Genomic DNA, 26,769 nt, shown 5'->3' on the forward strand with positions numbered 1-26,769 from the left:
CCGCAGGCCGGCCCCCGCCGACGACGACCCGTTCGTCGTGGACGGCGTCAACATCCTCACCGGCGAGGACGTCGTGGACGACACGTGGGAGCCGGAGATGCAGGAGCTGACCACGTCCATCGAGCGGCTGGAGCGGTCGCGGCGCGTCGACGACGGCGTGGTCGAGGAGCGCCCCGAGTACGCCCACATCGTCGTGGACGAGGCGCAGGACCTCTCACCCATGCAGTGGCGGATGCTCGGCCGCCGCGGACGCCAGGCCAGCTGGACCATCGTCGAGGACCCGGCCCAGAGCGCCTGGGAGGATCTCGACGCCGCCCGCCGGGCGATGGAGATCGCGCTCGGCGGCGAGCGGCCCGCCTCCGGGTCCCGGGGCCGCGGCCGGGGACGCCGCAGGTCGGGCGGCGCCGCCCGCAAGCCCGCCCCCACCCGCGTCCGGCACGAGTACGAGCTCACCACCAACTACCGCAACTCGACCGAGATCGCCGCCGTGTCCGCACGGGTGCTGGCGGTCGCGCTGCCGGAGGCCCGCCCGGCGCGCGCCGTCCGGACGTCCGGCATCGAGCCGGTGGCGCGGGTCGTCCCGGAACCCGGCCTTCCGGCCGCCGCGCGGGAGGCGGCTGAGGAGCTGCTCGGCCAGGTCGAGGGCACGATCGGCGTCATCGTCCCGCTGCCCCTTGAGGAGTCCGGCGGGCAGGCGTCCCTGTTCGACGAGCCCGGCCCCCGTGAGCCCGCCACCGCCTGGACGGCGTCCGACCGGGACCGGCTCGCCGCGGGGCTGCCGGAACGCGTCCAGGTCCTCGACGTCCTGGAGGCCAAGGGCCTGGAGTTCGACGCGGCGGTGATCGTCGCGCCGGAGACGGTGGCCGCGCAGTCCCCGCGCGGGCTGCGCGTGCTGTACGTGGCCGTGTCCCGGGCGACGCAGCGGCTGACCGTCCTCACCGCCGACCCCGAATGGCGCGGCATGCTCTTCGCGGACTGAGCCCGGCCCCGCGCGGGTTAGGCTGACGCTGGCCCCATTCGCACGGGTGGACGGAGATCGATGAGCGGCCGGAATCCCGCGCCCAGGCGGAGCTACGGCGGCCGGTCAGCCGAGGAGCGCCGCGCCGAACGGCGGGAGCGCCTGCTTGCGGCCGGTCTCGAACTGTTCGGCACGCGCGGCTACGCGGCCACGTCCATCGAACGGCTGTGCGCGACGGCGAGCGTGTCGACCCGCAATTTCTACGAGGAGTTCTCCGGACGCGAGGAACTGCTCACCGCCCTGCACCGCACCATCAACGAACGCGCCTCGCAGGCGCTCGCCACCGCGTTCGCCGAGGCCGCGGACGCCGATCTCGCGAGCCGGGTGGAGCGCGCCGTCCGCGCGTTCGTCACCGTCACCGCCAGCGACCCCCGCTGGGCCCGCATCGCGTTCGTCGAGGTCATCGGGGTGAGCGCGGGCCTGGAGCGGCACCGGCTGAGCTGGCGCGGCCAGTGGGAGGACGCGCTGCTCGCGATGGCCCGCGAGGCCGTCCGGCGCGGCGAGGCCGTCGACCGCGACTACCGCCTCACCATGATCGCGATCATCGGCGCCATCAACAACCTGGTCCACCACTGGTCCGCCCGCGACCAGGACATCCCCCTGGACGACATCACCGCCGAACTGACCCGCTTAATCCTCGCCGCCGTCACCCGCCCCTAGATGATGGGCGGACGTCCCGTGCGGGTCATGCGCCACGCGGTTCGGTAAGAGATGGGACGGCGGGGCCCGGCCGGTTTGCGCCAGCCCTCCGTGAAGCCCTTGAACCACGGTTTGAGGGCGCTCGGCTTGCGTTCCCGGAGAACGGTCATGCCGACCCACACCGCTAGGTAAGTGAGGGCGAGGGGCCACGGGAGGTTGCGGCGCGCCAGCCAGACGCGGTTGCGGGCGTTGTAGCGGTAGAACATGTCATGCCGCGTCGGCAGGACGGCCGGGTGGAACATCACCGCGGACGCGTCGTACACGATGCGGTACCCGGCGTTGAGGATCTGCCAGGCGAGGTCGGTCTCCTCGTGCGCGTAGAAGAAGTCCTCGGGGAGGCCGCCGCCCGCGTCGAACGCGGTGCGGCGGATCGCGCAGGCGCCGCCGAGGAACGTCGTCACGGCGGAGGAACGTTCCGGGTCGCCCGCACGCAGTCGGGGCACGTGGCGGCGCTCGCCGCGCCCGCCCTCGGGATCGCGGACGCGGAACGAGATGACGCCGAGATCGGGCTCGGCGGAGAACCGGTCGCGCAGGTAGGTGCCGAGGCGGGTGGAGCGGTACCAGCCGTCGTCGTCCAGGAAGAGGACGACGTCGCCGCAGGACGCCGCCACGCCCCGGTTGCGCCCGGCGGGGATGCCGACGTTCTTCGGCAGGGCGAGGGCCTTGACGCGCTCGTCGTCGAACGGCGCGACGTCGGCGTGGCCGCCGAGGGGGTCGACGCCGTTGCCGACGAGGACGACCTCGACGTCCACGTGGTCCTGCTCCAGGGCGCTGCGGACCGCGCGGGCCAGCTCGTCCGGCCTGTTCCCCATGGTCAGCACGACGACGGAGAGTTTCACTTCAGCCTCCGCGAGGCCAGGATGCTGACCAGGTGCAGCAGCGTCTGCAGCACGGCGACGGCGGCCACCGCGACCATGAGGGCGCGCACCGCGACGGGCCCGTCGGTGCCGAAGACCCGGTCGACCACGGCGGCGGCGAGGATCAGCAGCGACAGCTCGACCGCGCCGATGATGCGGTGGAAGCGCAGCATGGACGCGGCCTGCCGGGCGAGGGCGATGCCGGTGGAGCGGGGACGCAGCGCCCGGTCGCCGCCGGACGGGTCGGCGGGCAGGCCCGACTTAACCCGCGCGACGACGACGTTGTCGGTCTCCGCCTTGATCAGCGCGGCGCCGAGCGCGGCGACGAGGCCCAGCTCGGCCCAGCCGCCGCTCTCCCAGCCGCCCTGCGCCATGAAGCCGAGCCCGATGAGCAGCGACACCTCGGACAGGTAGTGGCCGATGCGGTCGAGGAACACCCCCGCCACCGACGTCTGCTTCAGGTAGCGGGCGACCTCGCCGTCCACGCAGTCGAGCAGCAGGTAGAGCTGGATGAGGACGGCGCCGGCGAGGGCCGTCCACAGCGGGGACGCGGGCAGCGACACCACGACGCCGGCGGCGACGCCGCTCAGCATCATCAGGTAGGTGAGCTGGTTGGGGCTGAACCCGAGGCGCAGCGCGATCCATGCGAAGTACGGAGACAGGTCGCGCATGTAGAGGCGTCCGGCCCAGTGCTCCTCGTTGCGCCGGTCCTTCAGGCCGGGCGGCTGCCCGTACCGGCGGACGTCGGCGACCGAGGCGCCCTTGCGATGCGGCCGCGGCTCGCCGTCGGCAGGCCCGCCGCCGGGAGGCTCGGCGTCGCCGGGGGGTTCGGGGGTGCGGCTCCGTCCGGGGATCTCAGCCTCCATGGGCCTGGACATACTCTTCCACCGCCTTGAGGGTCGCGCCCTTGTCGAGGCCGAGATATTCCAAGATCGTATAGCGGCCGGGGCGGGTCTGCGGGGCGAAGCAGACGGCCTCGGCGAACTGCTCGACCGACAGCCCGACGTCGCCGGGGAACCGCGGCAGGCCGTGCCGGCCGAGGCACGTGAGGATCTCGGCCAGCCGGTCCGCGCCGGCGCCGAGATGGGTGGCGCGCAGGTGGTAGCAGAACGCGGCGCCGATCCCGGCCAGCTCGCCGTGGTTGGCGGTGCCGGGGAAGAGCTGGTCGATGGCGTGCAGGATCTCGTGGTCGCCGCCGCTCGCCGGGCGCGAGTCGCCGGCGAACGCCATCGCCATCCCCGACAGCACGAGGCTCTCGGCGAGGACGGTCAGGAACCGGTCCGACTCGATCGACTCGGGCTGGTGCAGCAGCGCCTCCGCGGCGGTGCGCGCCACGGTCAGCGCCATCCGGTCGACGCGCTCGCCACATTCCTCGGCGGCGAGCAGCCAGTCGTCCACGGCGGAGAAGTTGCTCACCACGTCGCCGATCCCCGCGCGGACGAGGCGGGGCGGGGCGGCGTGCACGTAGTCGAGGTCGACGACCATCGCCAGCGGCATCACCACGCCGAACGAGCCCTTGCCCTTGTCGTGGACGAGCGAGGCGACCGGGGAGCAGATCCCGTCGTGGGACAGGTTCGTCGCGACCGACACCATCGGGATGCCGGACAGCGTCGCCGCGTACTTGGTGGCGTCGATCGTCCGGCCGCCGCCGATCCCGACGACGGCCTCGTACGACCCGGCGCGCAGCCTGGCGCCCAGGCCGACGGCCGCGTCGACGCTGCCGTCCTCGACCCGGTACACCTCGCAGGCCGACAGGGACGGGCGGACGTGCTCGGCGATCTGGTCGCCCTGCCCGGGGCCGACCGCGATCGCGACCCGTCCCTCGGTGACGATCCGCCGGTCGGCGAGCAGTTCGCCGAGGCCCGCGACGGCGCCGCGCCGCACGTCGATGGACAGCGGCGCGTTCAGCATCCGCGTCAGCAGGGGCATGTGCCTCCTCGCTCGGGTCGTCCCGTGCTTCCGGTCAGTAGCCCTTGGCGATCCTGCGGGCCTTCTCCAGGTCGTCGTGGTTGTCGACCTCGACCCATTCGACGTCGCCGATCGGAGCTACGCCGATGCGCCCGCCCCGGTTCACGTGCTCCTGGTAGCCGTCCTCGTAGTAGAGGTCGGGGTTCCGCTCCCAGGTGGCCTTGAGGGCGTCGGCGAGCGGCTCGGCCGCGGCGGGCTCGATGAGCGTGGCGCCGATGTACTCGCCGTCTGCGGTGGACGGGTCCATGAGCTTGGTGATGGTCTTCAGGCACCCCTCCGCGTCGAGGATGACCTTCATCTCCTCGTCAGCGAGAGTTTTCACATCGTCCACGGCGAGGAGGATGTCCGGCCCGCGGTTGGCCAATAGTGTCTTTTCGACGCTCACCGGATGGACCGTGTCCCCGTTCACCATGAGGACGCCCTTGGAGAAGTGATCCCGAGCCAGCCACATGGAGTAGGCGTTGTTCCACTCCTCGGCCTTGTCGTTGTGGACCAGCGTGATGGACACGCCGTACCGCTCCTCGAGCCCGGCCTTGCGCTCCTCGACCGCTTCCGCGCGGTAGCCGACGACGATGACGACGTCGGTCAGCCCGACCTCGGCGAAGTTGCCGAGCGCGATGTCGAGGACGGTCGTCGCGCCGTCCGCGTTCTCGACCACGGGGACAAGGGCCTTGGGAAGGGTGTCGGTGTACGGCCGCAGCCTCCGGCCCGCGCCCGCCGCCAGCACCATGCCGATCATGCTTTCCCTCTTTCCAGGTCGACCATCACGCCAGGGCCGCGCTCGCGGCCGGTCCGCGTCCACGTGAGGACGCTCTCACTGCCGAACAACACGCCAAGGTAGGCGGCCAGCGCCGCGTACGCGAACGGGAGGAACGCGGACAGGCCCGCGAGGGCCACGAGCAGCATCCGGCCCTCCCAGCCGAGCCCGGCGAGGACGACCCACTCCTGCGGCCGGACCCCCCGGCGGACACGGCACATGGTGTCGTAGTGGTGGAGCGCGAGCACCGCGATCAGCACGTAGACGAGCGGCGCCGACACGGACTGCGCGAACCCCAACACGGCGAGGTAACCATACTCGATCCCGCGGAAGATGGGCGGTGCGAGCCAGTCCAGCCGCCCGCTGTGCGGATGCCCGGAGGACGCGCCGGTCAGCAGCAGGACGACGACCGGGGCGAACAGCGCGGGAGCCGGTCCGCCGTCCGCGCGCAGGGCCAGCAGGACGCCGGTCGCGGCGGCGGCGAGGACGGCGGCCGGCAGCGGCGGGAGCCGTCCGGCGGCCATCCGGCCGAGCGCGCGGTTAGCCGGGCCGTCGTCCCGGAAGGCCCACAGGGTTCTGGTGCTCAGGGCGGCCCTCATCGCACGAGGGACCTTGCCGCGCGTCCGGCCAGGACGACGGTGGCGGCCGCCGAGCACCACGCGAGGAGCACGGCGAACGTCGGCCGGGCACCCGCGACCGCGGCCGTGATCGAGACCAGCGCGAGCCGTTCGCCGGTCGGCAGCCCGAGGCCCCTCCCGACGCGCCGCAGCACGCCGCTCCGCCGAGAAGCGCCCTGGCCGGACGGCTTCCAGCGGGCGGTCCGGGTCGCCGCGTACGACGCGTCCACCATGTCCCGGACGGAGATCAGCGCCACCGCGCCCGTCGCCGCCCACCACAGGTTCGCGCCTGGCAGGGCGACTCCGGCCGCACCGGCCGTCAGGCCCGCGTACACCGCGAACTCCCCGGCCCGGTCGAGGACGCCGTCCGGCCGGAAGGCCCCGAGGACGAGCGACGCGCACAGCAGCAGCGCCCCGGCGATCAGCCCGCCGCGGGTGCCGTCCGAGAACCACACGGCGGCGAGCACCGCGAAGGCCAGAGAGATCGCCGATACGGTGTCCGGCGTGGTGGCGCAGGCGCTGCCGTCGTCCACGGCTTCGACCTCTCGGTCCGGGCGGATGATCGCGGGGTGGTCCGGGACGTGGTCCGGTACCTTGAGCGTGACCGGCCGATCGCGCAGCGGCGCCTGGAGCATCGGGCCTCCGGCCGGTCGGGACAGCTAAGGGCAGGGTGCACAGCGTAGTGGCCCGATGACCGAGTGTCGTGGAAAACCGAGGAGAGATGGCGACGCGGACGGTTGCGGTGGTGCTCGCCGGCGGGGTCGGCGCGCGCATGGGCGCCGGGCGCCCCAAGCAGCTCATGGACATCGGCGGACGGCCGATCCTGGCGCACGCGGTCGGCGCGTTCGACGCCCATCCCGGCATCGGCGAGGTGGTGGTCGTGATGGCGGCGGCGCACCTGCGGGCCGCCGCCGCGATCGCCGCGCCGTTCCGGAAGACGGCGGCCGTCATCGAGGGCGGCGACACCCGGACGGCGTCCACGGTCGCGGCGCTGCGCGTGCTGGACGACCGTCCCGACGACGCGCGGGTGCTGTTCCACGACGCGGCGCGCCCGTTCGTGGACGCCCCGGTGATCGACCGCGTCCTGGACGCGCTGGACGCCCATGACGCCGTCGCTGTGGGCGTGCCCTCGTCCGACACGATCGTGGTGGTCGAGGACGGCCTGGTCGTCTCGATGCCGCCGCGCGAGACGATGAGCCGGTTCCAGACCCCGCAGGGGTTCCGGCTCGGCACGATCCGCAAGGCGTACGAGCTGGCGCTCGCCGACCCGGAGCTGCGGGCCACCGACGACTGCGGGATCGTGCACCGCTACCTGCCGGACGTCCCGATCCGGGTGGTCGCGGGCAGCGAGCGCAACCTCAAGGTCACCCAGCCCCTCGACGCCGTAGTCGCCGAGCATCTCGCCACCGAGGACACCCCTTGATCTTCGAGAGCACCCCCACGGTCATCGGCCACCGCGGCTACGGGTCGGGCGACCTCACGCCACCCGGGGCGGAGACGCCCGTCGCCGAGAACACGCTGCCGTCGATGCTCGCGGCCGTCAAGGCGGGGCTGACCTGGATCGAGATCGACGTGACGCGGACGGCCGACGACGATCTCGTCCTGCGGCACGACCCGACGACGTCCGAGGGCGACCATGTGGTGGATCTGGCGGCCACCGCAACCGGGCTCCCCCGCCTCGTGGACGTCTTCGACGCGCTGCCTCCGGACGTCGCCGTCGACGTGGACGTCAAGACCGTCCTAGAGGACGCGGTCGACGCCCCGTCCCGCCGCACCGGCGCGCTGCTGCTGCCGGTGCTGAAGCGGGAGGCGGAGCGGCGCAGACTGCTCGTCACGTCGTTCGACCCGTCCCTGCTGACGTTCCTGCGGGACGAGCTGCCCGGCGTCCCGCTTGGTCTGCTGACGTGGCTGCGGTTCCCGCTGTGGCACGCCGTCCCGGCCGCGGCAGGCCTGGGGCTGGACGCCGTCGGCGTGCACACCGCGTCCTGCGGCATCGAGCATCCCGACACACGCCTGCGCCCCCTGGAGCACTGCGTGGACGTCGCACACAAAGCCGGCCTGGAGACCATCGTCTGGTGCCCGACCGTCGAGACCGCGCCGGGCTACGCGGCGGCCGGGTTCGACGCGATGGTCGTCAACGATGTCCCCGGCGTGCTCGCGGCGCTCTGATTCTCAGCGGTTGCCGCCGTACATGCGCGTCCAGTCGCCCGGCTCGTCGTCATCGTCCGACCTGCTGCCGCTCCCGGAGGACGGCTTCGGCGGCTCGGACGCGGGCGGCGCGGGCGGCAGCGGCGGCGGGTTGGACGCGGCGGGCGCCTGGCCGTACTGGGGCGTCCCCTGCCAGGGCGGCGAACTCTGCCCCGGAGCCTGCGGGGCCTGAGGCGGCTGGTGGTGCGCTCCCATGTGCTGCGGCGGAGCGCCGTGCATGGGAGGAGGCCCCATCGGCGCGGGCGGCGGCGCCCCGTACCGTGGCGCGGCACCTGCACCGGCACGCGCCTGCCAGCGGGACGGCGCGACCGACGCCACCACGAGCGCGACGCCGAGGACCAGGAAGATGCCGAACGGAGCGAGCGTGAAGTATCCGCGGCCGAGATCGTCGGGGAGGATGTCGCGTCCGGCGTGCTCGAAGCTCCAGCGCGGCGCGAGGAGCCACATGAGCCCGACGGCCGTGTACGCGACACCGGGGATCAGCGACGCCAGCGGCGAGGTCCGCGACCCCGCCACGAGGCCGATGAGGACGGCCGCGACGAGCATGACGCCCGCGCCGACCCACCGGTCGCTGCCGTGGAAGGCGAGGATCCGCGCGAACTGGCCCAGCTTCGTCGTCCCGTACATCAGGCAGGCGGCGATGATCGGCGTCACGACCAGGCCGATCAGCGCTCCCAGGCCGTGGCGTGCTCCGTTGGACATGGCCACCCTCCAAACCGGGTCGGCGGCGAGATCCCGCCAAACCTAACCCTGAGACGGGCGGGAAGGCACGCCGGTTCGGAGGTGATTTGAGAATTCCGCCCGTTACTGGACGGATTCGCCGGGTTTGACCGGTGAGGGCTGGCCCAGCCGCGGCGGGCTCGTCAGGAAGCCGACGCCCCAGGTCACGTGCATGGTGGCGTACACGAGCGGCAGGCGCAGCCAGGCGGACGGCGGCAGCCCGCGTCCCTCCACGGCGGCTCCGGCGATCATCGCGGCCGCGTACCCGCCGGGCACGATCCAGCCGGGCCAGAACCCGAACGCGCCCGCGACCGCGCCCGCGGCCATCGCGACCACGGCGATCGGCGGCGCGAGGTAGCGGAAGTTCAGCGTGCCCTGGTGCTCGCGCCCGACGACGCGCCGCCAGCGGCCCGTGTGGAAGTACTGCTTGGCGAGGGCCCGCAGGTTCGGACGCGGGCGGTAGGTGACCCGCATCCGCGGCGTGAAGAACACCCGGCCGCCGGTCTGGCGGATGCGGTGGTTCATCTCCCAGTCCTGCGCGCGGGTGAACGTCTCGTCGTAGCCGCCGACGCGGTCGAGGGCGCTGCGGCGGAACGTCCCGAGGTAGACGGTCTCGACGTCGCCCGCCTCGCCGCCGGTGTGGAAGCGGGCGTTCCCGACGCCCAGCTTGGACGTCATCGCCCGCGCGACGGCCTTCTCGAACGCGGTGACGCCCTCGGCCGCCATGATCCCGCCGACGTTGTCGGCGCCGGTCTCCTCCATCGTCTCGACCCCGGCGCGGACGTAGTCGGCCGGGAGCAGCGAGTGCCCGTCCACCCGGACGATGATCGAGTACTGCGACGCCTTGATCGCGATGTTGAGGCCCTGCGGGGTGCGGCCGGTCGGGTTGGCGACCACCAGGACGCGCGGGTCCTCGGTGGCGAGCTTGCGGGCGATCTCCTCGGTCCGGTCGCGGGACGGCCCGACCGCGAGGACGAGTTCGAGCTCGCCCGGATAGTCCTGGGTCAGGATGCCGCGGACGGCGTCGGCCAGATGCCGCTGCTCGTTGAGGACCGGCATCACCACCGACACGGCGGGCCAGGTGCGTTCACCGGAATCGCTGCGGGGCTTCACGGCGTGCTGGGTTTCTCGTTTCGTTTCCTGCTTCGTGGCGCTCTGGGCATGGGGAGACGGGTTCATATGTGCTCGCGGGGCGCAGAGTGGGCAAGACGGCGCCACGTTACTGCACGGACACGAGGTCCAGGTAGCGAACGGACGGGTGTCCCCCACTTTAGAGTGGTGGGGAATCGCGTCAGAACGACGTCTTCGGGAGGCGGCGGCCGGCATGGCAGACGGGTACGACTCGGGTCCCGGCGCGGGCGACCCGCCGGACGCCGACCCGCTGGAGCGCTATTTCCGGCCGCGTCCGGGCGCGCAGGGGGCGGCGGGCCCCGCGGCGGACGGCGACATCGAGGGCGTGACCATCGAGGGGATGCCCGCGCCGCGCGTCTCGGTGGAGGGCCCGCGCGGCCCGCGCCGGCCGGGCCGCGGGCTGAGCCCGCGGGCGGCGATGAGCGCGCGGCGGCAGAAGCGGTTCCTGACGCTGACCGGGACGATGTCGGTGGTCGTCCTGCTGACCTCCGGCGGCGCGTGGGCGTTCCAGAACTACGTCACCGGCCTGATCGACGAGGTGTCGGTCGGCGGGCTCGGCCGCGGCAAGGACGCCCCGAAGGGCGCGATGACGATCCTGGTCGCCGGGGTCGACCGTCGCGACGGGCTGACACGGGAGCAGCAGAAGGCGGCGAAGCTCGGGCACCAGCCGGGCGAGCGGTCCGACACCATGATGCTGGTCCACATCTCCCGCGACCACGACAGCGTGTCGGTCGTGAACCTGCCGCGCGACTCGTACGTGATGATCCCGGCGCACAAGTCGAACGGGTCGGAGGGGGCGAAGGGGGCGCGGATCCCGGCCCGTCCGGGCAAGCTGACCTGGGCGTACCAGTTCGGCGGGCCCGACCTCACGGTCAGCACCGTCAAGCGCGCGACGGGCGTGTCCATCGACCATTACGTCGAGGTGAACTTCTTCGGGTTCGTGCGGATGGTGGACGCGCTCGGCGGCGTCGACGTGTGCACCGAGGTGCCGATCAACGACCCGAAGAGCGGTCTGCGTCTCCCCGCCGGAAAATCGCACGTGGACGGCCTGAAGGCGCTGTCGTTCACCCGCGCCCGCTACACGCTGTCGGACGGCAGCGACCTCGGCCGCATCGACCGGCAGCAGCAGTTCATGGCGTCGATGATGAAGCAGGCGCTGTCGACGAAGACGCTCAGCGACCCGGTGAAGTCGACGCGGTTCCTGAAGGCGTCGCTGAAGTCGCTGCGCGTCGACTCGGAACTGGCCGACAACCTGCCGGAACTCGCCGAGCAGATGAAGGACCTGAAGACCGACGACCTGACGTTCGCGAAGATCCCGCTCGCCAATCCCGGGTACAACGCCGTCCTGTGGAACTCGCCGGCGCCGCAGTCGGTCGTCCAGTGGAACCAGGACAAGGCGCGCGACCTGTTCACCAGGATCCGGCGGGACCAGCCGCTGGACGAGCACACCAAGAAGCCGACCGCGACGCCGACGCAGAAGCCCGAGGACCGGCTCACGGTGGCGCCGGAGGACATCTCCGTCCGCGTCCTGAACGCGATCGGCACGCCGGGGCTGGCGACGAAGGCGGGCGGGCAGCTGCGGGAGCTGGGCTTCCGCACCACGGTCGTGCCCGGCGTGGCGCGCCGCGGGCTGCAGACGACGCAGATCCAGTACGGCCCGCAGGGCGCGGAGTCGGCGAAGACGCTGGCCGCCGCGATCCCGGACGCCAAGCTGAGACGGATCGACGCGCTCGGGCCGAGGCTGCAGGTCATGGTCGGCGGGAACTGGGACGGCGTGCGGAAGGTCGAGGCCGGCGGCGGCGCGTCGCCGAGCGCCTCCCCCACCTCGGGTATCGACACCGACACCGCCACCCAGAAGCTCTGCGGCTGACCCTGATCTAGAATGTCGTTCTAGACCTGGAGGGAGCCCCATGAGCGACGACGTGCCCGCCGAGACAGTGCCCGCCGAAAAGGCGCCCGGCGAGACGGCCCCTGGCGAGGCGTTCTACGAGCCGCTCGGCGGCGGGCGGTTCGCGAGCACCCCGGCCACGGCGGGACCGTGGTCCCCGGACCTCCAGCACGGCGGACCCGTGGCGGGCCTGATGGGGCGGGCCTTCGAGCGGCACGACCCCGTCCCCGGGACGCGGGTCGCGCGGGTGACGATCGAGATCCTCGGCCCCGTCCCGGTGGCGGTGCTGGACGTCGGGGTCCGCGTCGTCCGGCCCGGCAGGCGCGTCGCGTACCTCGAAGGGGAGATCGGCCATGAGGGCCGTCCCCTGGTCCGCGCCGGCGCGTGGCGGATCATGGAGGCGCCGTCCCACCTGGAGCCCGTCGTCCACGCGCCCGCGCCGCCGCCCCGCCCGGAGATCACTCCCCCGTTCGGGCAGTGGGAGGACCTGCACGTCCACGGCTATCTCGCGGCGATGGAATGGCGTCCCGTCCACGGCTCCTTCGGCGAGCCCGGTCCCGCCGCGGTGTGGGCGCGGTCCCGGATCCCGCTGGTCGCGGGCGAGCACGACACGCCGCTGGTGCGCGCCCTGACGCTGGCCGACAGCGCGTCCGGGGTCGGCAGCCAGCTCGACCTCGGCAAGTGGCTGATCATCAACACGGACATGACGGTGGCCCTGCACCGCGACCCCGTGGGCGAGTGGCTGTACATGGACGCGTCGCTGGACGCGAGCCCAGGCGGAAGCGCTCTGTGCGGCGCGACGATGGCCGATTCGTCCGGGGAATTCGGCCGCGTCCTGCAAACACTTCTTGTGGACGAACGTCCTTTTGCGTAGAAAACCCGCGGCGACACGCCGCATCACTCCGTGTTCTTGATCGAACACTGTGGGTAACAATCGATGTTGACAGAGAGTAGTCACTCGTCAGGAGCTCACAGAATGTCGACAAGGAATTTCGGCCTGCTCACGACGACCGCCGCGCTGGCGCTGACCGCCTCAATCGGCACCGCAAGCGCCGCCCTCGCCGCACCGCCGCCGTCTCCGCCGGACGCGAGCAGCGCGTCCAATCCCGAGCCCGCACCGGATGCGGGAGCACCAGAAACCCAAACGCAACCGAACGACCAGACCCCGCAGGAGGGCCAGGCTCCGCCGGAGGTGCAGGACCAGCCCAACGCGCAGGACCAGCCCAACGCACATCACCAGCCTGAGGCGCAGAACCAGCCGAACGCTCAGGAACAGCCCAACGCGCAGAACCAGCCGCAGGCACAGGACCAGCCAGGCGCGCAGGAGCAGGGGCAGCAGGACGCGCAGGCTGCGCCGAACCTGGACGAAGCCGCGCCGCAGAAGCCCGCCGCCAAGCCCGCCAAGCCGAACAAGCCGGCCAAGAAGCCGGTGGCCAAGGACGGCACCAATCTCCAGGCCTGTGCGGACGCGAGGTGCGAGGTCCAGGTCAAGGACGGCCAGGAGATCGCGCTCGACAAGAAGTACGGCATGGGCCCGATCCGCGTCGACGTCGAGGGAAGCCAGGTGACCTTCTCCGTCAGGAAGGGCAACTCGACGACGAGGACGACCGCCAACGCGGCCCAGCCGGGCTCGATGGCGTTCTTCAACGGCCTGATGCTGAGCCCGCGCATGGCGAAGGACGGCAGCGTCGTCCTCAACATCTCCCACAGCTGACCGGAGAGACCGGGGAAACGAGCACGACAGGGTGGTGGCCGCCGGCCACCACCCTGTCGCTTGTCGCCGTACCATTCGGGCAGGTGCACCGCTCCCGTATACCGGCCAGTACACTGCCGCGGTCGATGCACGGACCCGCCCGCAGCGGGCACTCTTGGAAGAGGCCGCTAGTCGGCGACAGCGAAGCGAGAGGAGCAGGCCTTGTCCTACCGGCTGACGGTCATCGGAACCGGGTATCTCGGCGCCACCCACGCGGCCTGCATGGCGGATCTGGGCTTCGAGGTGCTGGGGCTCGACGTGGACGAGGAGCGCATCGCCCGCCTCGCGGCCGGTGACCTGCCCTTCTACGAGCCCGGGCTGGAGCCGGTGCTGCGCCGGGGGCTGGCGAGCGGGCGGCTGCGGTTCACCTCCTCGTACGCGGAGGCCGCGGAGTTCGGCGACGTCCACTTCCTGTGCGTCGGCACCCCGCAGAAGTCCGGGGAGTACGCGGCCGACCTCTCCTACGTGGACGCCGCGATCGCGTCGCTGGCGCCGCTGCTGCGGCGGCCGTGCCTGATCGTCGGCAAGTCCACCGTGCCGGTCGGGACGGCCGCGCGGCTCGCCGTGACGCTCGCGAAGACGGCCCCGGCCGGGGGCGACGCCGTCCTGGCGTGGAATCCCGAGTTCCTGCGGGAGGGCTTCGCCGTCCAGGACACCCTGCACCCCGACCGGATCGTGGCCGGGCTGCCCGCCGACCAGGGCGCCGCCGAGCACGCCGAGAAGGCGCTGCGCGAGATCTACCGGACGATGATCGCGGCCGGCACCCCGTTCATCACCAGCGACTACGCGACCGCGGAGCTGGTCAAGGTGTCGGCCAACGCGTTCCTCGCCACCAAGATCTCCTTCATCAACGCGATGGCGGAGGTGTGCGAGGCCGCGCACGCCGATGTGACGAAGCTCTCCGAGGCGCTGTCCTACGACGACCGGATCGGCGGGAAGTTCCTCGGCCCGGGCCTCGGGTTCGGCGGCGGCTGCCTGCCGAAGGACATCCGCGCGTTCATGGCGCGGGCCGGCGAGCTCGGCGCCGACCAGGCGCTCTCCTTCCTGCGCGAGGTCGACGAGATCAACATCCGGCGGCGGATCCGGATGGTGGACCTCGCCCGCAAGCTGCTCGGCGGCTCGTTCGCCGGACGGACGGTCGGGGTGCTCGGCGCCGCGTTCAAGCCGAACTCCGACGACGTCCGCGACTCGCCCGCCCTGGACGTGGCCGCGTCGATACGCGCCCAGGGCGCGAAGGTGACGGTGTACGACCCGCAGGCGATGCGGAACGCGCGCCGGGCCCAGCCGACCCTGGAGTACGGCGACTCGGCCCTGTCCGCGGCGCGCGACGCCCATGTCGTGCTGCTGCTGACCGAGTGGGCGGAGTTCCGCGACATGGACCCGTTCGCGCTCGCCGAGGCCGTCGCCGAACGCAACATCGTGGACGGACGCAACGCGCTCGACCCCGAGCGGTGGCGCGCCGCCGGATGGAACTACCGGGCCCTGGGACGTCCCTGAAGGCGTCCCCGAAGGCGTCCTTGAAAGGGAAGCAAAGGGCCGCGACGGCTGTTGTCGTGGACATGTCTGATCCCTTCGCCGACCTGGACGTGATCCGGCGGCTGCTGAACGAGTCGAAGACGTGGGCGTTCGTCGGGCTCGGCGACAACCCCGAACGCGAGGTCTACACCCAGGCCAGGCTGCTGCAGGAGCGCGGCAAGCGGATCATTCCCGTCCATCCGGCGGCGCGGGCGGTGCTCGGCGAGCAGGGGTACGCGTCGCTGGCCGAGGTGCCGGACGTGTCCGAGGTGGACGTCGTCGGCGTCTACCGCCGCGCCGAGCATGCCGGGGAGGCGGTGGACGAGGCGATCGCGGCGGGCGCGAAGGCGGTGTGGCTGCCGCTCCAGGTGATCGACGAGGCGGCGGCGCGGCGGGCGCAGGACGCCGGGCTCGACGTCGTCATGAACCGCTGCCCGGCCGTCGAATGGGCCCTGCGCCGCTGACCTGCGACGCAATCCCACATACCGCTGGGCGGCGCTCAGCTCCTTTCTCGGAGCCGCACGCCCTTCGCCTTGGCCTGGCCGTAGAGGTCCCGCTGGAAGACCTTCATCTTGGCGCGCAGATCCTCGTCGGACGCGGCCAGGATCCGCACGGCGAGCAGCCCCGCGTTGCGGGCGCCGCCGATCGAGACGGTCGCGACGGGCACGCCGGCGGGCATCTGGACGATCGACAGCAGCGAGTCCATCCCGTCGAGGTACTTCAGCGGGACGGGCACGCCGATCACCGGCAGCGGCGTCACCGAGGCCAGCATGCCCGGCAGGTGCGCCGCCCCGCCCGCGCCCGCGATGATCACGCGGAGGCCGCGGGCCGCCGCGTCCTCCCCGTAGGCGATCATGTCGTGCGGCATCCGGTGCGCGGACACGACGTCGGCCTCGTACGGGACGCCGAACTCCGCGAGCGCCCCGGCCGCGTCCTGCATCACCGGCCAGTCCGAGTCGCTGCCCATCACCACGCCGACCAGCGGCTCCGGCTCCGTCACGGCCGTTCCTCCCGCTCCTTCATCCGGGTGCCCCAGCGCAGGTAGGCCGCGGCGTGGCGGGCGCGCTCGCGGACGTCCGCGAGGTCGTCGCCGAGCGCGGTCACATGGCCGATCTTGCGGCCGGGACGCGGCTCCTTGCCGTACATGTGCACCTTGACGGCGGGGTCGTGCGCCATCACGTGGACGTAGCGGGAGTAGACGTCCGGGTCGTCGCCGCCGAGCACGTTGGCCATGACCGTGTACGGGGCGGTGGGCTCGGTGGACCCGAGCGGCAGGTCGAGGACGGCGCGCAGGTGCTGCTCGAACTGCGACGTCCGGGCGCCCTCGATCGTCCAGTGCCCGGAGTTGTGCGGGCGCATCGCCAGCTCGTTGACGAGCAGGCCGTCCGCCGTCTCGAACAGCTCGACCGCGAGGATGCCGACGACGTCCAGCTCGGCGGCGACGGTCAGGGCGAGGCGCTGCGCCTCGGCGGCCACGCCGGCGGGCAGGCCGGGCGCGGGCGAGATCACCTCGGTGCAGATCCCGCCCTCCTGGACGGTCTCCACGACCGGGTACGCCGCGCCCTGCCCGTACGGGGAGCGCGCGACGACCGCGGCCAGCTCCCGCGTGAACGGCACGTGCTCCTCGGCCATCAGGTCGACGTCCTGGGACAGCAGCTCCTGGACCAGCTCGACGGCGGCGCGGTCGAGGGCGTCCAGCACCCAGACGCCCTTGCCGTCGTAGCCGCCGCGGGTGGCCTTGATCACAAGCGGGAACCCGTGGTCGCGGGCGAAGACCTCCAGCAGCTGCAGCGGCGCGGACCTGTGCAGGTGCACGTACGCGGGGCACGGGACGTCCATGGCGGTGAGCCGCTCGCGCATCACGAGCTTGTCCTGCGCGTGGACGAGCGCGGCCGAGCCGGGACGGCACGGGACGCCCGACGACTCCAGCTTCTGGATGTGCGGCCCAGGGACGTGCTCGTGGTCGAAGGTCACGACGTCGCAGCCCCGGGCGAACGAAAGGAGATCGTCGAGGGAGCGGTCGTCGCCGATCCGGGCGTCGGAGACGGCCTTGGCCGCCGAATCGTCCGCCGACCCGGCGAGCACGCGCAGCGACACGCCGAGGCCGATCGCGGCCTGCTGCGTCATCCGGGCCAGCTGGCCGCCGCCTGCCATGCCGACCACAGGCTCCCCATTCCGGCGGGGCCGGTCCGGGGGGTGTGGGGTGTCGCCCCCCCTCGGGCGGTCAGGAGCTGGAATCGTCACGTCAGAAGGTTATCGGGCGGTTCGTACGAACGAACCGTCCGGCCCTCGCGTCGTACCCGTGTGTGGGAACCTCGGTTATGGGCATGGAACGCTCGGACGGCGTGAAACGTTCATGTTCCGACGTCCCACGGGTCGCATGCGTCTATCCTCGTGATGCCTCCGCAGTAGCCGCCGCGCCGGACGTGGCGCAGAGACGATGTCCGGAAGGACGGTTCCCCTTCGTGAGCCTGGTCGCCAAGATCCATAGGCAGTTCGCGCACCTCGTGCGGGAGCTGGCCAAGTTCGGCAGCGTGGGCGCGATCGCGTTCGTCATCACCGTCGTGATCGGCAACGGCCTGCACACCGGCCTCGACGTGGGGCCGCTGACGTCCAACGCCGTGGCGACGGTGTTCGCGACGACGTTCTCGTACCTGGCCAACCGCTACTGGACGTTCCGGCACCGCGACCGCACCGGGCTCGGCCGCGAGTACGTGCTGTTCTTCGGCCTGAACGGCGTCGGGCTGGTCATCACGGAGCTGTTCATCGGGTTCACCCACTACGTCCTCAAGCTGGACGGCCCGGTGTCCTACAACGCCGCGCTCGTCGTCGGGACGGGCGTCGCGACGCTGTTCCGCTTCTGGTCGTACAAGAAGTGGGTGTTCCTGCCGGCGAGCGCGCCGCAGGTCGACCCGGCGTCCGGCCTGCCGGAGGCGCCATCTGCCGACCCCGCCGAGCCCGCCGCGGAGGGGCCGGGCGCGCACCGCGCGAACGGCAGCCGCCCGGCGCCGTCCCCGCGGCTCGGCCACCCCCTCGACCAGACCGCCGAGGACTACGCCGAGCTCTAGGCCCCGCCGGATTCAGGCGGGGCCCATCACGACCCGCTCGGCGGCCAGTCGCGCCTCCGCGGCCTGGCGGAGGAAGACTCCGAACACGGCGGGACGCGACTGGATCAGTTCGAGCCGCCCGCCGTCCACGATCGCGAGTGACCGGGCCAGGTAGAGGCCGAGGCCGGTGCCGCGGCCGCCGCTGACGCTCCGCTCGAAGATCCGGGGCTCCAGCTCGGGCGGGATGCCGGCGCCCTCGTCGCCGACCTCGACGACCACCCCGCTCGCGCCCGGCTTGGTGTGGATGGTCACGGTCCCGGCACCGTGCATCAGCGAGTTGTCCAGGAGCGTCGCGACGATCTGGGACAGGCCCTCCGGGTTGGTCATGCCGACGAGGCCCTGCTCGCCGACGATCCGCACGTCGCGCCCGTCCCGCCGGAAGATGGGCCGCCACTCCTCGACCTGCTGGGCGATGATCTCGTCGATGGGCGCGGCGACGGCGCCGCCGGTGCGGTCGTGCCGGGCGCGGGCGAGCAGCTGCTCGACGACCGCGACGAGCCGTTCGGCCTGCGTGACGGCGGCGGCGCCCTCCTCCCGGACGACGTCGGGATAGTCGGCGGCCTCGATCATCTCTTCCAGCCGCATGGACAGCGCGGTCAGCGGCGTGCGGAGCTGGTGGCTGGCGTCGGAGGCGAACTCGCGGCTGGACGCGACCAGGTCGGCGATGCGGACCGCGCTGCGGTCTAAGACCTCCGCGACCCGGTCGACCTCCGGGACGCCGTAGCGGCGGCGGCGGGGCCGGGCGTTGCCGGTGCCGAGCCGGTCGGCGGTCTCGGCGAGGTCGATCAGCGGCAGGGTCAGCTTGCGGGCCTGGACCATCGCCAGGCCGATGGTGACGGCGACGCCGAGCAGCGCGAGGCTGCCGATGAGCGCCATCAGCCGCAGCGCGTCGGCGCGGACCTCCGCCTCCGGCCGCGACACCCGGACGCGCACCGCGCCCTCCGCCTGCGTGGCGGTGAGGACGGGTCCGCGCCGCGGCGGTCCCGCGGTCAGCGTCCGGCCGTCCGGCAGGGTGATCGAGATGTGCCGGCCAGGGTACTCCCGCGCGATCATCTCGCCGGTGACGGGACGGCGCGTCTCCAGGCTGAAGCCGACGCCGCCCGCGATGGAGGACGCCTCGCGGTACAGCGACCGGCCGGCCTCCTCGTAGACGAGCTTGTGTGCGGCGTAGGCGAGGGGTATGCCGAGCGACAGGATCGCGACCACCGCCACCGCGAGCGTCGACAGGAGGAGTCGGCGCCTCATCAGGGGCTCCTTCGAGGGTGGGGCCGCGGCGCGTGCGGCACGGTTGCCCCGGGGGCCTCTCGGGAAGGCCCCCGGCGTCCCGCACGACCGCGGCGGCCGGTGCTAGTCGCCGCGCTCGAACCGGAAGCCGACGCCCCGCACCGTCGTGATGTAGCGGGGACTGCCGGCGTCGTCGCCGAGCTTGCGGCGCAGCCAGGAAATGTGCATGTCGAGCGTCTTGGTGGAACCCCACCAGTTGGTGTCCCACACTTCGCGCATGATCTGTTCGCGGGTCACGACCTTGCCCGCGTCGCGGACGAGGACGCGCAGCAGGTCGAACTCCTTCGTGGTGAGCTGCAGCTCCTGGTCGCCCATCCAGGCGCGGCGCGACTCGGCGTCGATCCGCACCCCCTGGACGATCGGCGTCTCGGTGCTGCCCCGGCGCAGCAGTGCCCGCACCCGCGCGAGCAGCTCGGCCAGCCGGAACGGCTTGGTCACATAGTCGTCGGCGCCCGCGTCCAGTCCGACGACGGTGTCGACCTCGTCGGCACGGGCGGTCAGGATCAGGATGGGCACGCCATGCCCCTCGGCCCGCACCCTGCGGGCCACCTCAAGGCCGTCCAGCTCGGGAAGGCCGAGATCAAGGACGATCAGGTCCACCCCGCCGCCGAGCGCCCGCTCCAGCGCCTGCGGGCCGTCCGGGCTGACTTCGACGGTGTACCCCTCGCGACGCAGCGCGCGGGCGAGAGGCTCGGAGATGGACGTGTCGTCCTCGGCGAGCAGTACTGAGGTCATGAACCGATCGTATGACCATTCTTGAACATTGCCCGGTCGCCGCCGCGCTCTTGACCTGCGGTTTGCCACTCATAGTACATCCTCGAACACCACATATCCGGCGCAATCCGGATGCATACGGCATTCGGCCGCCCGGGCGTGGCGCGGCGTCAGGCGAACACGGCGGCGGACGCGCCGGGCAACTCGACGAATGCCGTTTCGGAATCGCCGAATTTATCCGCGTCCAGGCGAATGGCCGGATCTGAGGCGAGCAGCAGGCGGGGCCTGGGCGCTCCGGGAGGGGACGCGGGGAGCACCACGGGGAGCCCGCCGAGGTTCGCCGCGACGCACACCCGGCCGCGCCACATCATCAGCCAGCGGGCGGTGTCGTCGTCCACCTCGACGGTCGTCTCGGTCAGGCGCGGGTCGTTCAGATCGGGCCAGGAGCGGCGGAGCGCGAGCAGGGCGCGGTGCCATTCGAGCAGGTCGCGGTGGTGCGGCCGGTCGGGTTCGGTCCAGTCGAGGACGGAGCGCCGGAAGGTTTCCACAGCCTGTGGATCAGGGACCGGGCTCGCCCAGCCGTGCCGCGCGAATTCGCGGCGGCGTCCCTCGCTGACGGCGCGCGCGAGTTCCGCGTCCTGGTGGTCGGTGAAATAGCACCACGGGGTGGACGCGCCCCATTCCTCGCCCATGAACAGCATCGGCGTGAACGGCGCGAGCAGCACGAGCGCCGCGCCCGCCTTGAGCATCGACGGGGATATCCGGGCGGACTCCAGGACGGTTCCGATCCGGTCGCCCGCCGCCCGATTGCCCACCTGGTCGTGGTTCTGCAGGAAACCCAGGAACCGGTGCGCAGGCGTCTTCTGGACGTCGACCGGCCGCCCATGCCGCCGTCCCCTGTACGTCGACCGGCTTCCGTCGTGGACGAAGACGTTCGTCAGCGCCTTCTTGAGCGTCTCAAGGGGCCCGAAGTCGCAGTAGTAGCCCTGCCGCTCGCCGGTCAGCGCGGCGTGCAGCGCGTGGTGGAAATCGTCGCTCCACTGGGCGTCCAGCCCGTATCCGCCCGCTTCCCTGGACGTCACCAGGCGCGGGTCGTTCAGGTCGGATTCGGCGATGAGGAACAGCTCACGTCCAAGGTGCGCCGACAGGCACGCCACAGCGCACGACAGGTCCTCCAGAATGTGGACGGCGCTGTGGTCGGTGATGGCATGGACGGCGTCAAGGCGAAGCCCGTCGAAGTGGTAGTCGCGCAGCCACATCAGCGCGTTCTGCACGACGAACGCGCGGACTTCGTCCGAGCCCTCCTGGTCGAAATTCACCGCCTCGCCCCAGGGGGTGGGATGGACGTCGGTGAAATACGGGCCATAGGCGGCCAGGCGGTTACCGTCCGGGCCGAGGTGGTTGTAGACGACGTCCAGGACGACGGCGAGGCCGCGCGCATGAGCGGCATCTACAAAACGCTTCAACCCGTCAGGACCGCCATACGGCTCGTGCGGCGCCCACAGGTGAACACCGTCGTAACCCCATCCGTGGTGACCGGGAAATGCGGCGACGGGCAAGAGTTCCACCGCGTCTACACCGAGGGCGACGAGATGGTCGAGACGCTCGGCTGCGGCATCGAACGTCCCTTCTGGCGTGAACGTGCCCACGTGCATTTCGTAGAGGACGCTTCCGGGGAGCGGCCGTCCGTGCCAGTGCTGGTCCGTCCAGGCGAACCGTTCGTGGTCGTAGACGCGGCTCGGCCCGTGGACGCCTTCCGGCTGCCGGGGCGAACGCGGGTCGGGGAGCACTTCGTCACTGCCGTCCAGGGCGAAGCCGTAGTCCGTGCCGTGGGCGGCGTCTGGGATATCGGCTCGCCACCAGCCAGAATCTAAGACGTCCATGGGATGGCGCTGAGTGCCATGGGTCACGACGTCCACGCGGTCGGCGCGAGGGGCCCACACCTCGAACCGGGTGCTCACCGGTTCATCTCTCTGGGGACGAGCAGCGCGACGGGCAGGTGCTCGAAGACGCGGGCGGCGTCCAGGATCGGGCCCATGTGCGTGCAGCCGGTGAGGACGTCCCGCCAGCCCTGGCGGCGGACGTCCACCCGCGTCCGGTCCCAGCCGCCGCGCCGCTCCAGGCCGACGGGCAGGCGGGTGGCGAGCGCGACCGCGTCGCCGCGGGCGAACCCGATGACGTGCTCGGCGGCGGGCCCGCGGGAGGCGATCGGCTCGTGCCCGGCGCCCGGCCCGAACCATTCGGGGTGCGAGCGGCGCAGGCGCAGCGTCCGCGACGTCACGAGCAGCTTCTCGTCGTCCACCTCCTTCGGCAGCCGGCCGGTGTCGAGGCGGAACAGGTGCTCGCGGCGGCGCCCGTAGTCGACCGGCCGCCGGTTGTCGGGGTCGACCAGCGACAGGCCCGTCAGCTCGCAGCCCTGGTACACGTCCGGGACGCCCGGCATCGCCAGCTGGACGAGCTTCTGCCCGAGCGTGTTCACGCGCGCGTAGGGAGCGAGCCGCCCGACGAACGAGGTCATGTCGGTGACCAGGTCGGGATCGGCGAGAACGCCCCGCGCGTACTCCAGGACCGCCTCCTCGTAGGCGAGGTCCGCGTCGAGCCACGAAGTGCGTGTCTTGGCCTCGCGCATCGCCTTGACGAGGAACTCTTCAAGGCGTCCCGGGGTGAGCGGCCATGCCCCTACGAGGGTCTGCCAGAGCAGGTATTCGAGGTCCGGTTCCAGTGGGGACGGGACGGCGCCCCAGGTCCGCCAACGTTCCACTTCGTCCGCCCACTCGCCCGGCAGTTCCGACAGCACGGCCAGCCAGGCCCGTACGTCCTCCTCCCGCTTGGTGTCGTGTGTGGACAGCGTCGTCATCGTGAGCGGCCAGTCGCGGGCGAGCCTTATGCAGTGCGAATGGAATTCTTCAGCGCTGACGGAGAACCGGCCTGGGGCGCCGCCGACCTCGTTCAGCGCGGCCATACGGTTCCAGCGGTAAAACGCTGTGTCTTCAACGCCTTTGGCCGCGAGGGGGGCTGACGTCTGCTGGAACCGCACGATGAACTCGGCGTCGGTGCGTTCGCCGCGTCCGAGGGCCAGATCCACGACGGTTTCCAGGTCTGGGTGCAGTTCCTCTGGCAGATGCGCGCGTGCACGGCGAGCGGCCTCGTCCAGGACGTCCACGGCCTGCTGCGGCGCGTCCTCCCCAGGGACGACGTACGCGCGGTAGACGGGCATGGCGACGAGCAGCTCGACCAAGGCCCGTTCCAGGCCGGGCTTCTGCTCGCCCACGACCCTCCGGAGGACGCGCACCAGCCGGTCGATCTCCGGTTTCAGGCCGTGCGAGGCGACATGGACGCGGGCGTCGCGCTCGACCTCGTCGAAGTCGCGCGGGCCGCCCGTCAGCGCCACGTAGTACTCGGTGAGCGGCTTCTCGCCCGCCGGGTCGACGAACAGGCCGCCGATCATGCCGAGCGAGTCGTAGCCGGTGGTGCCCGCGCACGGCCAGTCCGGCGGCAGCCGCTCCGCCCCCTCGGTGATCTTCTCGACCAGCAGCCAGGCGTCCGGGGCCGCGTCCGCCAGCCGCCGCAGGTAGCCGCGCGGGTCGGCGAGGCCGTCCGGATGGTCGACGCGCAGGCCGTGCACCAGGCCCTCCTCGACCAGGTTCAGCAGCAGCGCGTGCGTCCGCTCGAACACCTCCGGGTCCTCCTGGCGGAGCCCGATCAGGCCGTCGATGTCGAAGAACCGCCGGTAGTTGGGCTCTCCTTCGTCCGGCGGGACGATCCGTCCGCCGCCCGCCTCCCAGTCGACGTCGAACCACTTCGCGAACGGCGACCCGGGCCCCTCCGCGAGGACGGCGGCGAGCGGCAGGCTCAGGTCGTGCGGCACCGGGACCGCCATGTGGTTCGGGACGAGGTCCACCAGCACCTTCAGCCCGTGCGCGCGGAACCGGGCCGCCATCGCGCCGAACGCCTCGGACCCGCCCAGCTCGTCCGCCAGCCGGGAATGGTCGACCACGTCGTAGCCGTGCGCCGACCCGGGCGCGGCCTGCAGGATCGGCGACAGGTAGACGTGCGACACGCCAAGGGACGACAGGTAGGGGGCCAGCGCGGCGGCTTCGGCGAATCCGAACCGCCCCTCCGGCGTCCCGCGGAGCTGGAGCCGGTACGTGCCGGACGGCGGCCCCCCGATCTCGTCCTCCGCCGGGACGGCTCTGTTGACATCGGTCAGGTTCTCTTCGGCCAGGTGGTCCTCGGACACGGTCTCCTCATCGGGGGGTTCGTCGCCGGGGAGCGGTTCCTCGGGAGCGGGTTCGGCGTGGATGTCGTCGGCGTGCATGGACATGACCTTCACGTGCATGGGTTCAGCCGCGGCGCAGGACCTGGATCGAGCGGGCGCCGACCTGGACGGCCTCGCGGGCCTTCACGACGGGCGACTCCTCCTCGGCGAGCAAGGGGTCGGCGGTGTCGAGGGTCTTCCTCCACATTTCCCCGTATGCGGCGGGCGGAAGCGTGAACGCCAGGTCTCCGTCGTGCGCGTTGATCAGCAGCAGGAACGAGTCGTCCGCGACCCGCCTGCCCCGCCGGTCGGGCTCGGAGATCGCGTCGCCGTTCAGGAACACGTTCAGGGACTTGTTGAACCCCGCCGACCAGTCCGCGCCCGCCATCTCCGCGCCTCCCGGCGTGAACCAGACGAGGTCGGGCAGCTCCTCCGGCCTCGCGGCGGCGCGGGTCTGCCTCGCGGCGGCGCGGGTCTTCCTCGTCCGCCGGTCGCCGAGGAAGAAGCGCCGCCGCCGGAACACCGGATGCTCGGTCCGCAGCCTGGACAGCCGCCGGACGAAGTCGAGCAGCGTGCCGTGCCCGGCGAGCGTCCAGTCGACCCAGGAGAGCTCGTTGTCCTGGCAGTAGGCGTTGTTGTTGCCGCGCTGCGTCCGGCCGATCTCGTCGCCGTGCAGCAGCATCGGGACGCCCTGCGACAGGAACAGCGTGGTCAGGAGGTTGCGTTTCTGCCGCTCGCGCAGCGCCACGATCTCCGGGTCGCCGGTCGGGCCCTCGCGCCCGCAGTTCCACGACCGGTCGTCGTCGGTCCCGTCGCGGTTGCCCTCGCCGTTGGCGTCGTTGTGCTTGCGGTCGTAGGAGACCAGGTCGTTCAGCGTGAAACCGTCGTGGCACGTCACGAAGTTGATAGAGGCGCTCGGGCGGCGACCGTCGTCGGCGTACAGGTCGGACGAGCCCGTCAGCCTGGACGCGAACTCGGGCATCGCGCCCGGCTCGCCGCGCCAGTAGTCGCGCATCGTGTCGCGGTACTTGCCGTTCCACTCCGTCCACAGCGGCGGGAAGTTGCCGACCTGGTAGCCGCCCTCCCCCACGTCCCACGGCTCGGCGATCAGCTTCACCTGCGACACCACCGGGTCCTGCTGGACGAGGTCGAAGAACGCCGACAGCCGGTCCACCTCGTGCAGGTCGCGGGCCAGCGTCGCGGCCAGGTCGAAGCGGAACCCGTCCACGTGCATGTCCGTCACCCAGTACCGCAGCGAGTCCATGATCAGCTGCAGGACGTGCGGGCTGCGCATCAGCAGGCTGTTCCCCGTGCCCGTCGTGTCGGCGTAGAAGCGCGGGTCGTCGTCGGCGAGCCGGTAGTAGGCGGGGTTGTCGATGCCGCGGAACGACAGCGTCGGACCGCGGTGGTCGCCCTCGGCGGTGTGGTTGTAGACGACGTCCAGGATCACCTCGATCCCGGCCTCGTGCAGCGCCTTCACCATCGCCTTGAACTCCAGCACCTGCTCGCCCCGCCGCCCGGACGACGCGTACTCGTTGTGCGGCGCGAAAAAACCGATCGTGTTGTAGCCCCAGTAGTTGCGCAGGCCGCGGCCGATCAGCGCGTCGTCGTGGACGAACTGGTGGACGGGCATCAGCTCCACCGCCGTCACCCCGATCGAGCGCAGATGATCGACGATCACCGGATGGGCGAGGCCCGCGTACGTGCCGCGCAGCGCGGGCGGGACGTCCGGATGCCGGGCGGTGAGGCCCTTCACATGCGCCTCGTAGATCACCGTCTCGTGGTACGGGATGCGCGGCGGCCGGTCGTCGCCCCAGTCGAAGTACGGGCTGACGACCACCGACCGCATCGTGTGGGCCGCCGAGTCGGCGTCGTTGCGGGACGAGGGGTCGCCGAACTCGTAGCCGAAGCAGGACTCGTCCCAGTCGACGGCCCCCTCCACGGCCAGCGCGTACGGGTCGAGGAGCAGTTTCGCCGGGTTGCAGCGCAGGCCCCGGCGCGGCTCGTACGGGCCGTGCACCCGGAACCCGTAGCGGCGTCCGGGCATGACGCCGGGCAGGTATCCGTGCCAGACGAAGGCGTCCACCTCGGGGAGTGTGAGCCTCGTCTCACGGCCGCCGCCGCTCTCGTCGCTGCCCTCGCCGTCGCCCGGCGGGTCGTCGAACAGGCACAGCTCGACCCGTTCGGCCGCCTCGGAGTAGACGGCGAAGTTCGTGCCCGCCCCGTCGAACCGGGCGCCGAGGGGGTAGGCGTCGCCCGGCCACACCTGAGCCAC

General features: G+C 72.0%; 25 protein-coding genes. 10 read left to right on the forward strand and 15 right to left on the reverse strand.

Annotated features, from left to right (window positions below; translation table 11 throughout):
• Window positions 1–979, forward strand: a 979-nt coding sequence (locus E1287_RS30415; protein ID WP_165969250.1) for an ATP-binding domain-containing protein, incomplete at its 5' end; no start/stop codon positions are given.
• Between the two features lie 60 nt (window positions 980–1,039).
• On the forward strand, window positions 1,040–1,678 hold the full coding sequence (locus tag E1287_RS30420) for a TetR/AcrR family transcriptional regulator (RefSeq protein WP_131968708.1): 639 nt from the start codon (window positions 1,040–1,042) through the stop codon (window positions 1,676–1,678).
• Here the strand turns inward: E1287_RS30420 and E1287_RS30425 are convergent.
• The 6 genes from E1287_RS30425 to E1287_RS30450 are packed head-to-tail and all read right to left on the reverse strand — an operon-like array spanning window position 1,675 to window position 6,551.
• Window positions 1,675–2,529 (reverse strand): glycosyltransferase family 2 protein, encoded by an 855-nt coding sequence (locus E1287_RS30425; protein WP_131968728.1) that lies wholly within the window; start codon window positions 2,527–2,529, stop codon window positions 1,675–1,677. The two genes, E1287_RS30420 and E1287_RS30425, sit on opposite strands and share 4 nt — an antisense overlap.
• A gap of 23 nt (window positions 2,530–2,552) precedes the next feature.
• Complete coding sequence (locus tag E1287_RS30430) at window positions 2,553–3,440, reverse strand: CDP-alcohol phosphatidyltransferase family protein (RefSeq protein WP_165969251.1); 888 nt, start codon at window positions 3,438–3,440, stop codon at window positions 2,553–2,555.
• Window positions 3,430–4,485 carry an iron-containing alcohol dehydrogenase family protein gene (locus E1287_RS30435; protein ID WP_165969254.1) on the reverse strand — a complete coding sequence of 352 codons (1,056 nt, stop codon included), beginning with the start codon at window positions 4,483–4,485 and terminating at the stop codon, window positions 3,430–3,432. The genes E1287_RS30430 and E1287_RS30435 overlap by 11 nt, the downstream gene beginning before the upstream one ends.
• Window positions 4,486–4,537: 52 nt before the next feature.
• Window positions 4,538–5,281, reverse strand: coding sequence for a phosphocholine cytidylyltransferase family protein (locus E1287_RS30440; protein ID WP_131968711.1), 744 nt, complete (start codon window positions 5,279–5,281; stop codon window positions 4,538–4,540).
• The gene (locus E1287_RS30445; protein ID WP_131968712.1) at window positions 5,278–5,898 is read right to left on the reverse strand and encodes a DUF5941 domain-containing protein; all 621 of its coding nucleotides are present in this window, start codon (window positions 5,896–5,898) and stop codon (window positions 5,278–5,280) included. Before E1287_RS30445 ends, E1287_RS30440 begins: the two co-directional genes overlap by 4 nt.
• Entirely contained in the window at window positions 5,895–6,551 is a 657-nt protein-coding gene (locus E1287_RS30450; RefSeq protein ID WP_131968713.1) for a DUF5941 domain-containing protein, read from the reverse strand. Before E1287_RS30450 ends, E1287_RS30445 begins: the two co-directional genes overlap by 4 nt.
• A gap of 86 nt (window positions 6,552–6,637) precedes the next feature.
• Between E1287_RS30450 and ispD the strand changes: the two genes are divergently transcribed.
• Both ispD and E1287_RS30460 read left to right on the forward strand, forming a co-directional pair.
• Window positions 6,638–7,339 carry a 2-C-methyl-D-erythritol 4-phosphate cytidylyltransferase gene (gene ispD, locus E1287_RS30455; RefSeq protein ID WP_131968714.1) on the forward strand — a complete coding sequence of 234 codons (702 nt, stop codon included), beginning with the start codon at window positions 6,638–6,640 and terminating at the stop codon, window positions 7,337–7,339.
• Window positions 7,336–8,085, forward strand: a complete 750-nt coding sequence (locus E1287_RS30460; RefSeq protein ID WP_131968715.1) for a glycerophosphodiester phosphodiesterase — start codon at window positions 7,336–7,338, stop codon at window positions 8,083–8,085. Before ispD ends, E1287_RS30460 begins: the two co-directional genes overlap by 4 nt.
• 3 nt (window positions 8,086–8,088) lie before the next feature.
• On the opposite strand, the gene E1287_RS30465 is transcribed toward E1287_RS30460, so the two are convergent.
• Both E1287_RS30465 and E1287_RS30470 read right to left on the reverse strand, forming a co-directional pair.
• Window positions 8,089–8,826 (reverse strand): hypothetical protein, encoded by a 738-nt coding sequence (locus E1287_RS30465; protein WP_131968716.1) that lies wholly within the window; start codon window positions 8,824–8,826, stop codon window positions 8,089–8,091.
• Between the two features lie 102 nt (window positions 8,827–8,928).
• A complete protein-coding gene (locus E1287_RS30470; RefSeq protein ID WP_279507453.1) occupies window positions 8,929–9,957 on the reverse strand; it encodes a glycosyltransferase family 2 protein in 1,029 nt (342 codons plus the stop codon).
• Window positions 9,958–10,168: 211 nt separating this feature from the next.
• Between E1287_RS30470 and E1287_RS30475 the strand changes: the two genes are divergently transcribed.
• The 5 genes from E1287_RS30475 to E1287_RS30495 all read left to right on the forward strand — a co-directional run bounded on the left by E1287_RS30475 (window position 10,169) and on the right by E1287_RS30495 (window position 15,595).
• Entirely contained in the window at window positions 10,169–11,845 is a 1,677-nt protein-coding gene (locus E1287_RS30475) for an LCP family protein (protein ID WP_131968718.1), read from the forward strand.
• Between the two features lie 40 nt (window positions 11,846–11,885).
• Window positions 11,886–12,737 carry a thioesterase family protein gene (locus E1287_RS30480; RefSeq protein ID WP_131968719.1) on the forward strand — a complete coding sequence of 284 codons (852 nt, stop codon included), beginning with the start codon at window positions 11,886–11,888 and terminating at the stop codon, window positions 12,735–12,737.
• Window positions 12,738–12,839: 102 nt separating this feature from the next.
• Window positions 12,840–13,577, forward strand: coding sequence for a hypothetical protein (locus E1287_RS30485; RefSeq protein WP_131968720.1), 738 nt, complete (start codon window positions 12,840–12,842; stop codon window positions 13,575–13,577).
• Window positions 13,578–13,778: 201 nt separating this feature from the next.
• Window positions 13,779–15,113 (forward strand): UDP-glucose/GDP-mannose dehydrogenase family protein, encoded by a 1,335-nt coding sequence (locus E1287_RS30490; RefSeq protein ID WP_131968721.1) that lies wholly within the window; start codon window positions 13,779–13,781, stop codon window positions 15,111–15,113.
• Window positions 15,114–15,175: 62 nt separating this feature from the next.
• Complete coding sequence (locus E1287_RS30495) at window positions 15,176–15,595, forward strand: CoA-binding protein (protein ID WP_131968722.1); 420 nt, start codon at window positions 15,176–15,178, stop codon at window positions 15,593–15,595.
• Between the two features lie 35 nt (window positions 15,596–15,630).
• Here the strand turns inward: E1287_RS30495 and purE are convergent, their stop codons facing one another.
• Window positions 15,631–16,131: a 5-(carboxyamino)imidazole ribonucleotide mutase gene (gene purE, locus E1287_RS30500; RefSeq protein ID WP_243719542.1), complete on the reverse strand. Its 501-nt coding sequence runs from the start codon at window positions 16,129–16,131 to the stop codon at window positions 15,631–15,633.
• Window positions 16,128–17,294 carry a 5-(carboxyamino)imidazole ribonucleotide synthase gene (locus tag E1287_RS30505; protein WP_279507459.1) on the reverse strand — a complete coding sequence of 389 codons (1,167 nt, stop codon included), beginning with the start codon at window positions 17,292–17,294 and terminating at the stop codon, window positions 16,128–16,130. Before E1287_RS30505 ends, purE begins: the two co-directional genes overlap by 4 nt.
• A gap of 302 nt (window positions 17,295–17,596) precedes the next feature.
• Here E1287_RS30505 and E1287_RS30510 point away from each other — a divergent pair, with 302 nt between their 5' ends.
• Window positions 17,597–18,199 carry a GtrA family protein gene (locus E1287_RS30510; RefSeq protein ID WP_243719543.1) on the forward strand — a complete coding sequence of 201 codons (603 nt, stop codon included), beginning with the start codon at window positions 17,597–17,599 and terminating at the stop codon, window positions 18,197–18,199.
• 12 nt (window positions 18,200–18,211) lie between these two features.
• Here the strand turns inward: E1287_RS30510 and E1287_RS30515 are convergent, their stop codons facing one another.
• The 5 genes from E1287_RS30515 to glgX form a co-directional block, all read right to left on the reverse strand.
• Complete coding sequence (locus E1287_RS30515; RefSeq protein ID WP_131968725.1) at window positions 18,212–19,483, reverse strand: ATP-binding protein; 1,272 nt, start codon at window positions 19,481–19,483, stop codon at window positions 18,212–18,214.
• A gap of 102 nt (window positions 19,484–19,585) precedes the next feature.
• Window positions 19,586–20,257, reverse strand: coding sequence for a response regulator transcription factor (locus tag E1287_RS30520; RefSeq protein WP_019629095.1), 672 nt, complete (start codon window positions 20,255–20,257; stop codon window positions 19,586–19,588).
• A gap of 149 nt (window positions 20,258–20,406) precedes the next feature.
• Window positions 20,407–22,197 carry a malto-oligosyltrehalose trehalohydrolase gene (gene treZ / locus E1287_RS30525; RefSeq protein ID WP_131968726.1) on the reverse strand — a complete coding sequence of 597 codons (1,791 nt, stop codon included), beginning with the start codon at window positions 22,195–22,197 and terminating at the stop codon, window positions 20,407–20,409.
• Window positions 22,194–24,575 carry a malto-oligosyltrehalose synthase gene (gene treY / locus E1287_RS44995; RefSeq protein WP_243719544.1) on the reverse strand — a complete coding sequence of 794 codons (2,382 nt, stop codon included), beginning with the start codon at window positions 24,573–24,575 and terminating at the stop codon, window positions 22,194–22,196. The genes treZ and treY overlap by 4 nt, the downstream gene beginning before the upstream one ends.
• 4 nt (window positions 24,576–24,579) lie before the next feature.
• The coding region (gene glgX, locus E1287_RS30535) for a glycogen debranching protein GlgX (protein ID WP_243719545.1) at window positions 24,580–26,769 on the reverse strand (2,190 nt) is incomplete at its 5' end.

The sequence above is a fragment of the Actinomadura sp. KC06 genome (genome assembly GCF_004348735.1).
GTDB lineage: Bacteria > Actinomycetota > Actinomycetes > Streptosporangiales > Streptosporangiaceae > Spirillospora.

What these genes read in the sequence shown, in the direction of transcription:
- treY (WP_243719544.1), bottom strand. Translation starts at nt 24,575, where the DNA reads ATGCACGTGAAGGTCATGTCCATGCACGCCGACGACATCCACGCCGAA.
- E1287_RS30425 (WP_131968728.1), bottom strand. Translation starts at nt 2,529, where the DNA reads ATGGGGAACAGGCCGGACGAGCTGGCCCGCGCGGTCCGCAGCGCCCTG.
- E1287_RS30480 (WP_131968719.1), top strand. Translation starts at nt 11,886, where the DNA reads ATGAGCGACGACGTGCCCGCCGAGACAGTGCCCGCCGAAAAGGCGCCC.
- E1287_RS30450 (WP_131968713.1), bottom strand. Translation starts at nt 6,551, where the DNA reads ATGCTCCAGGCGCCGCTGCGCGATCGGCCGGTCACGCTCAAGGTACCG.
- E1287_RS30515 (WP_131968725.1), bottom strand. Translation starts at nt 19,483, where the DNA reads ATGAGGCGCCGACTCCTCCTGTCGACGCTCGCGGTGGCGGTGGTCGCG.
- E1287_RS30430 (WP_165969251.1), bottom strand. Translation starts at nt 3,440, where the DNA reads ATGGAGGCTGAGATCCCCGGACGGAGCCGCACCCCCGAACCCCCCGGC.
- E1287_RS30495 (WP_131968722.1), top strand. Translation starts at nt 15,176, where the DNA reads ATGTCTGATCCCTTCGCCGACCTGGACGTGATCCGGCGGCTGCTGAAC.
- E1287_RS30420 (WP_131968708.1), top strand. Translation starts at nt 1,040, where the DNA reads ATGAGCGGCCGGAATCCCGCGCCCAGGCGGAGCTACGGCGGCCGGTCA.
- E1287_RS30475 (WP_131968718.1), top strand. Translation starts at nt 10,169, where the DNA reads ATGGCAGACGGGTACGACTCGGGTCCCGGCGCGGGCGACCCGCCGGAC.
- E1287_RS30465 (WP_131968716.1), bottom strand. Translation starts at nt 8,826, where the DNA reads ATGTCCAACGGAGCACGCCACGGCCTGGGAGCGCTGATCGGCCTGGTC.
- E1287_RS30440 (WP_131968711.1), bottom strand. Translation starts at nt 5,281, where the DNA reads ATGATCGGCATGGTGCTGGCGGCGGGCGCGGGCCGGAGGCTGCGGCCG.
- ispD (WP_131968714.1), top strand. Translation starts at nt 6,638, where the DNA reads ATGGCGACGCGGACGGTTGCGGTGGTGCTCGCCGGCGGGGTCGGCGCG.
- E1287_RS30485 (WP_131968720.1), top strand. Translation starts at nt 12,840, where the DNA reads ATGTCGACAAGGAATTTCGGCCTGCTCACGACGACCGCCGCGCTGGCG.
- E1287_RS30445 (WP_131968712.1), bottom strand. Translation starts at nt 5,898, where the DNA reads ATGAGGGCCGCCCTGAGCACCAGAACCCTGTGGGCCTTCCGGGACGAC.
- E1287_RS30435 (WP_165969254.1), bottom strand. Translation starts at nt 4,485, where the DNA reads ATGCTGAACGCGCCGCTGTCCATCGACGTGCGGCGCGGCGCCGTCGCG.
- E1287_RS30520 (WP_019629095.1), bottom strand. Translation starts at nt 20,257, where the DNA reads ATGACCTCAGTACTGCTCGCCGAGGACGACACGTCCATCTCCGAGCCT.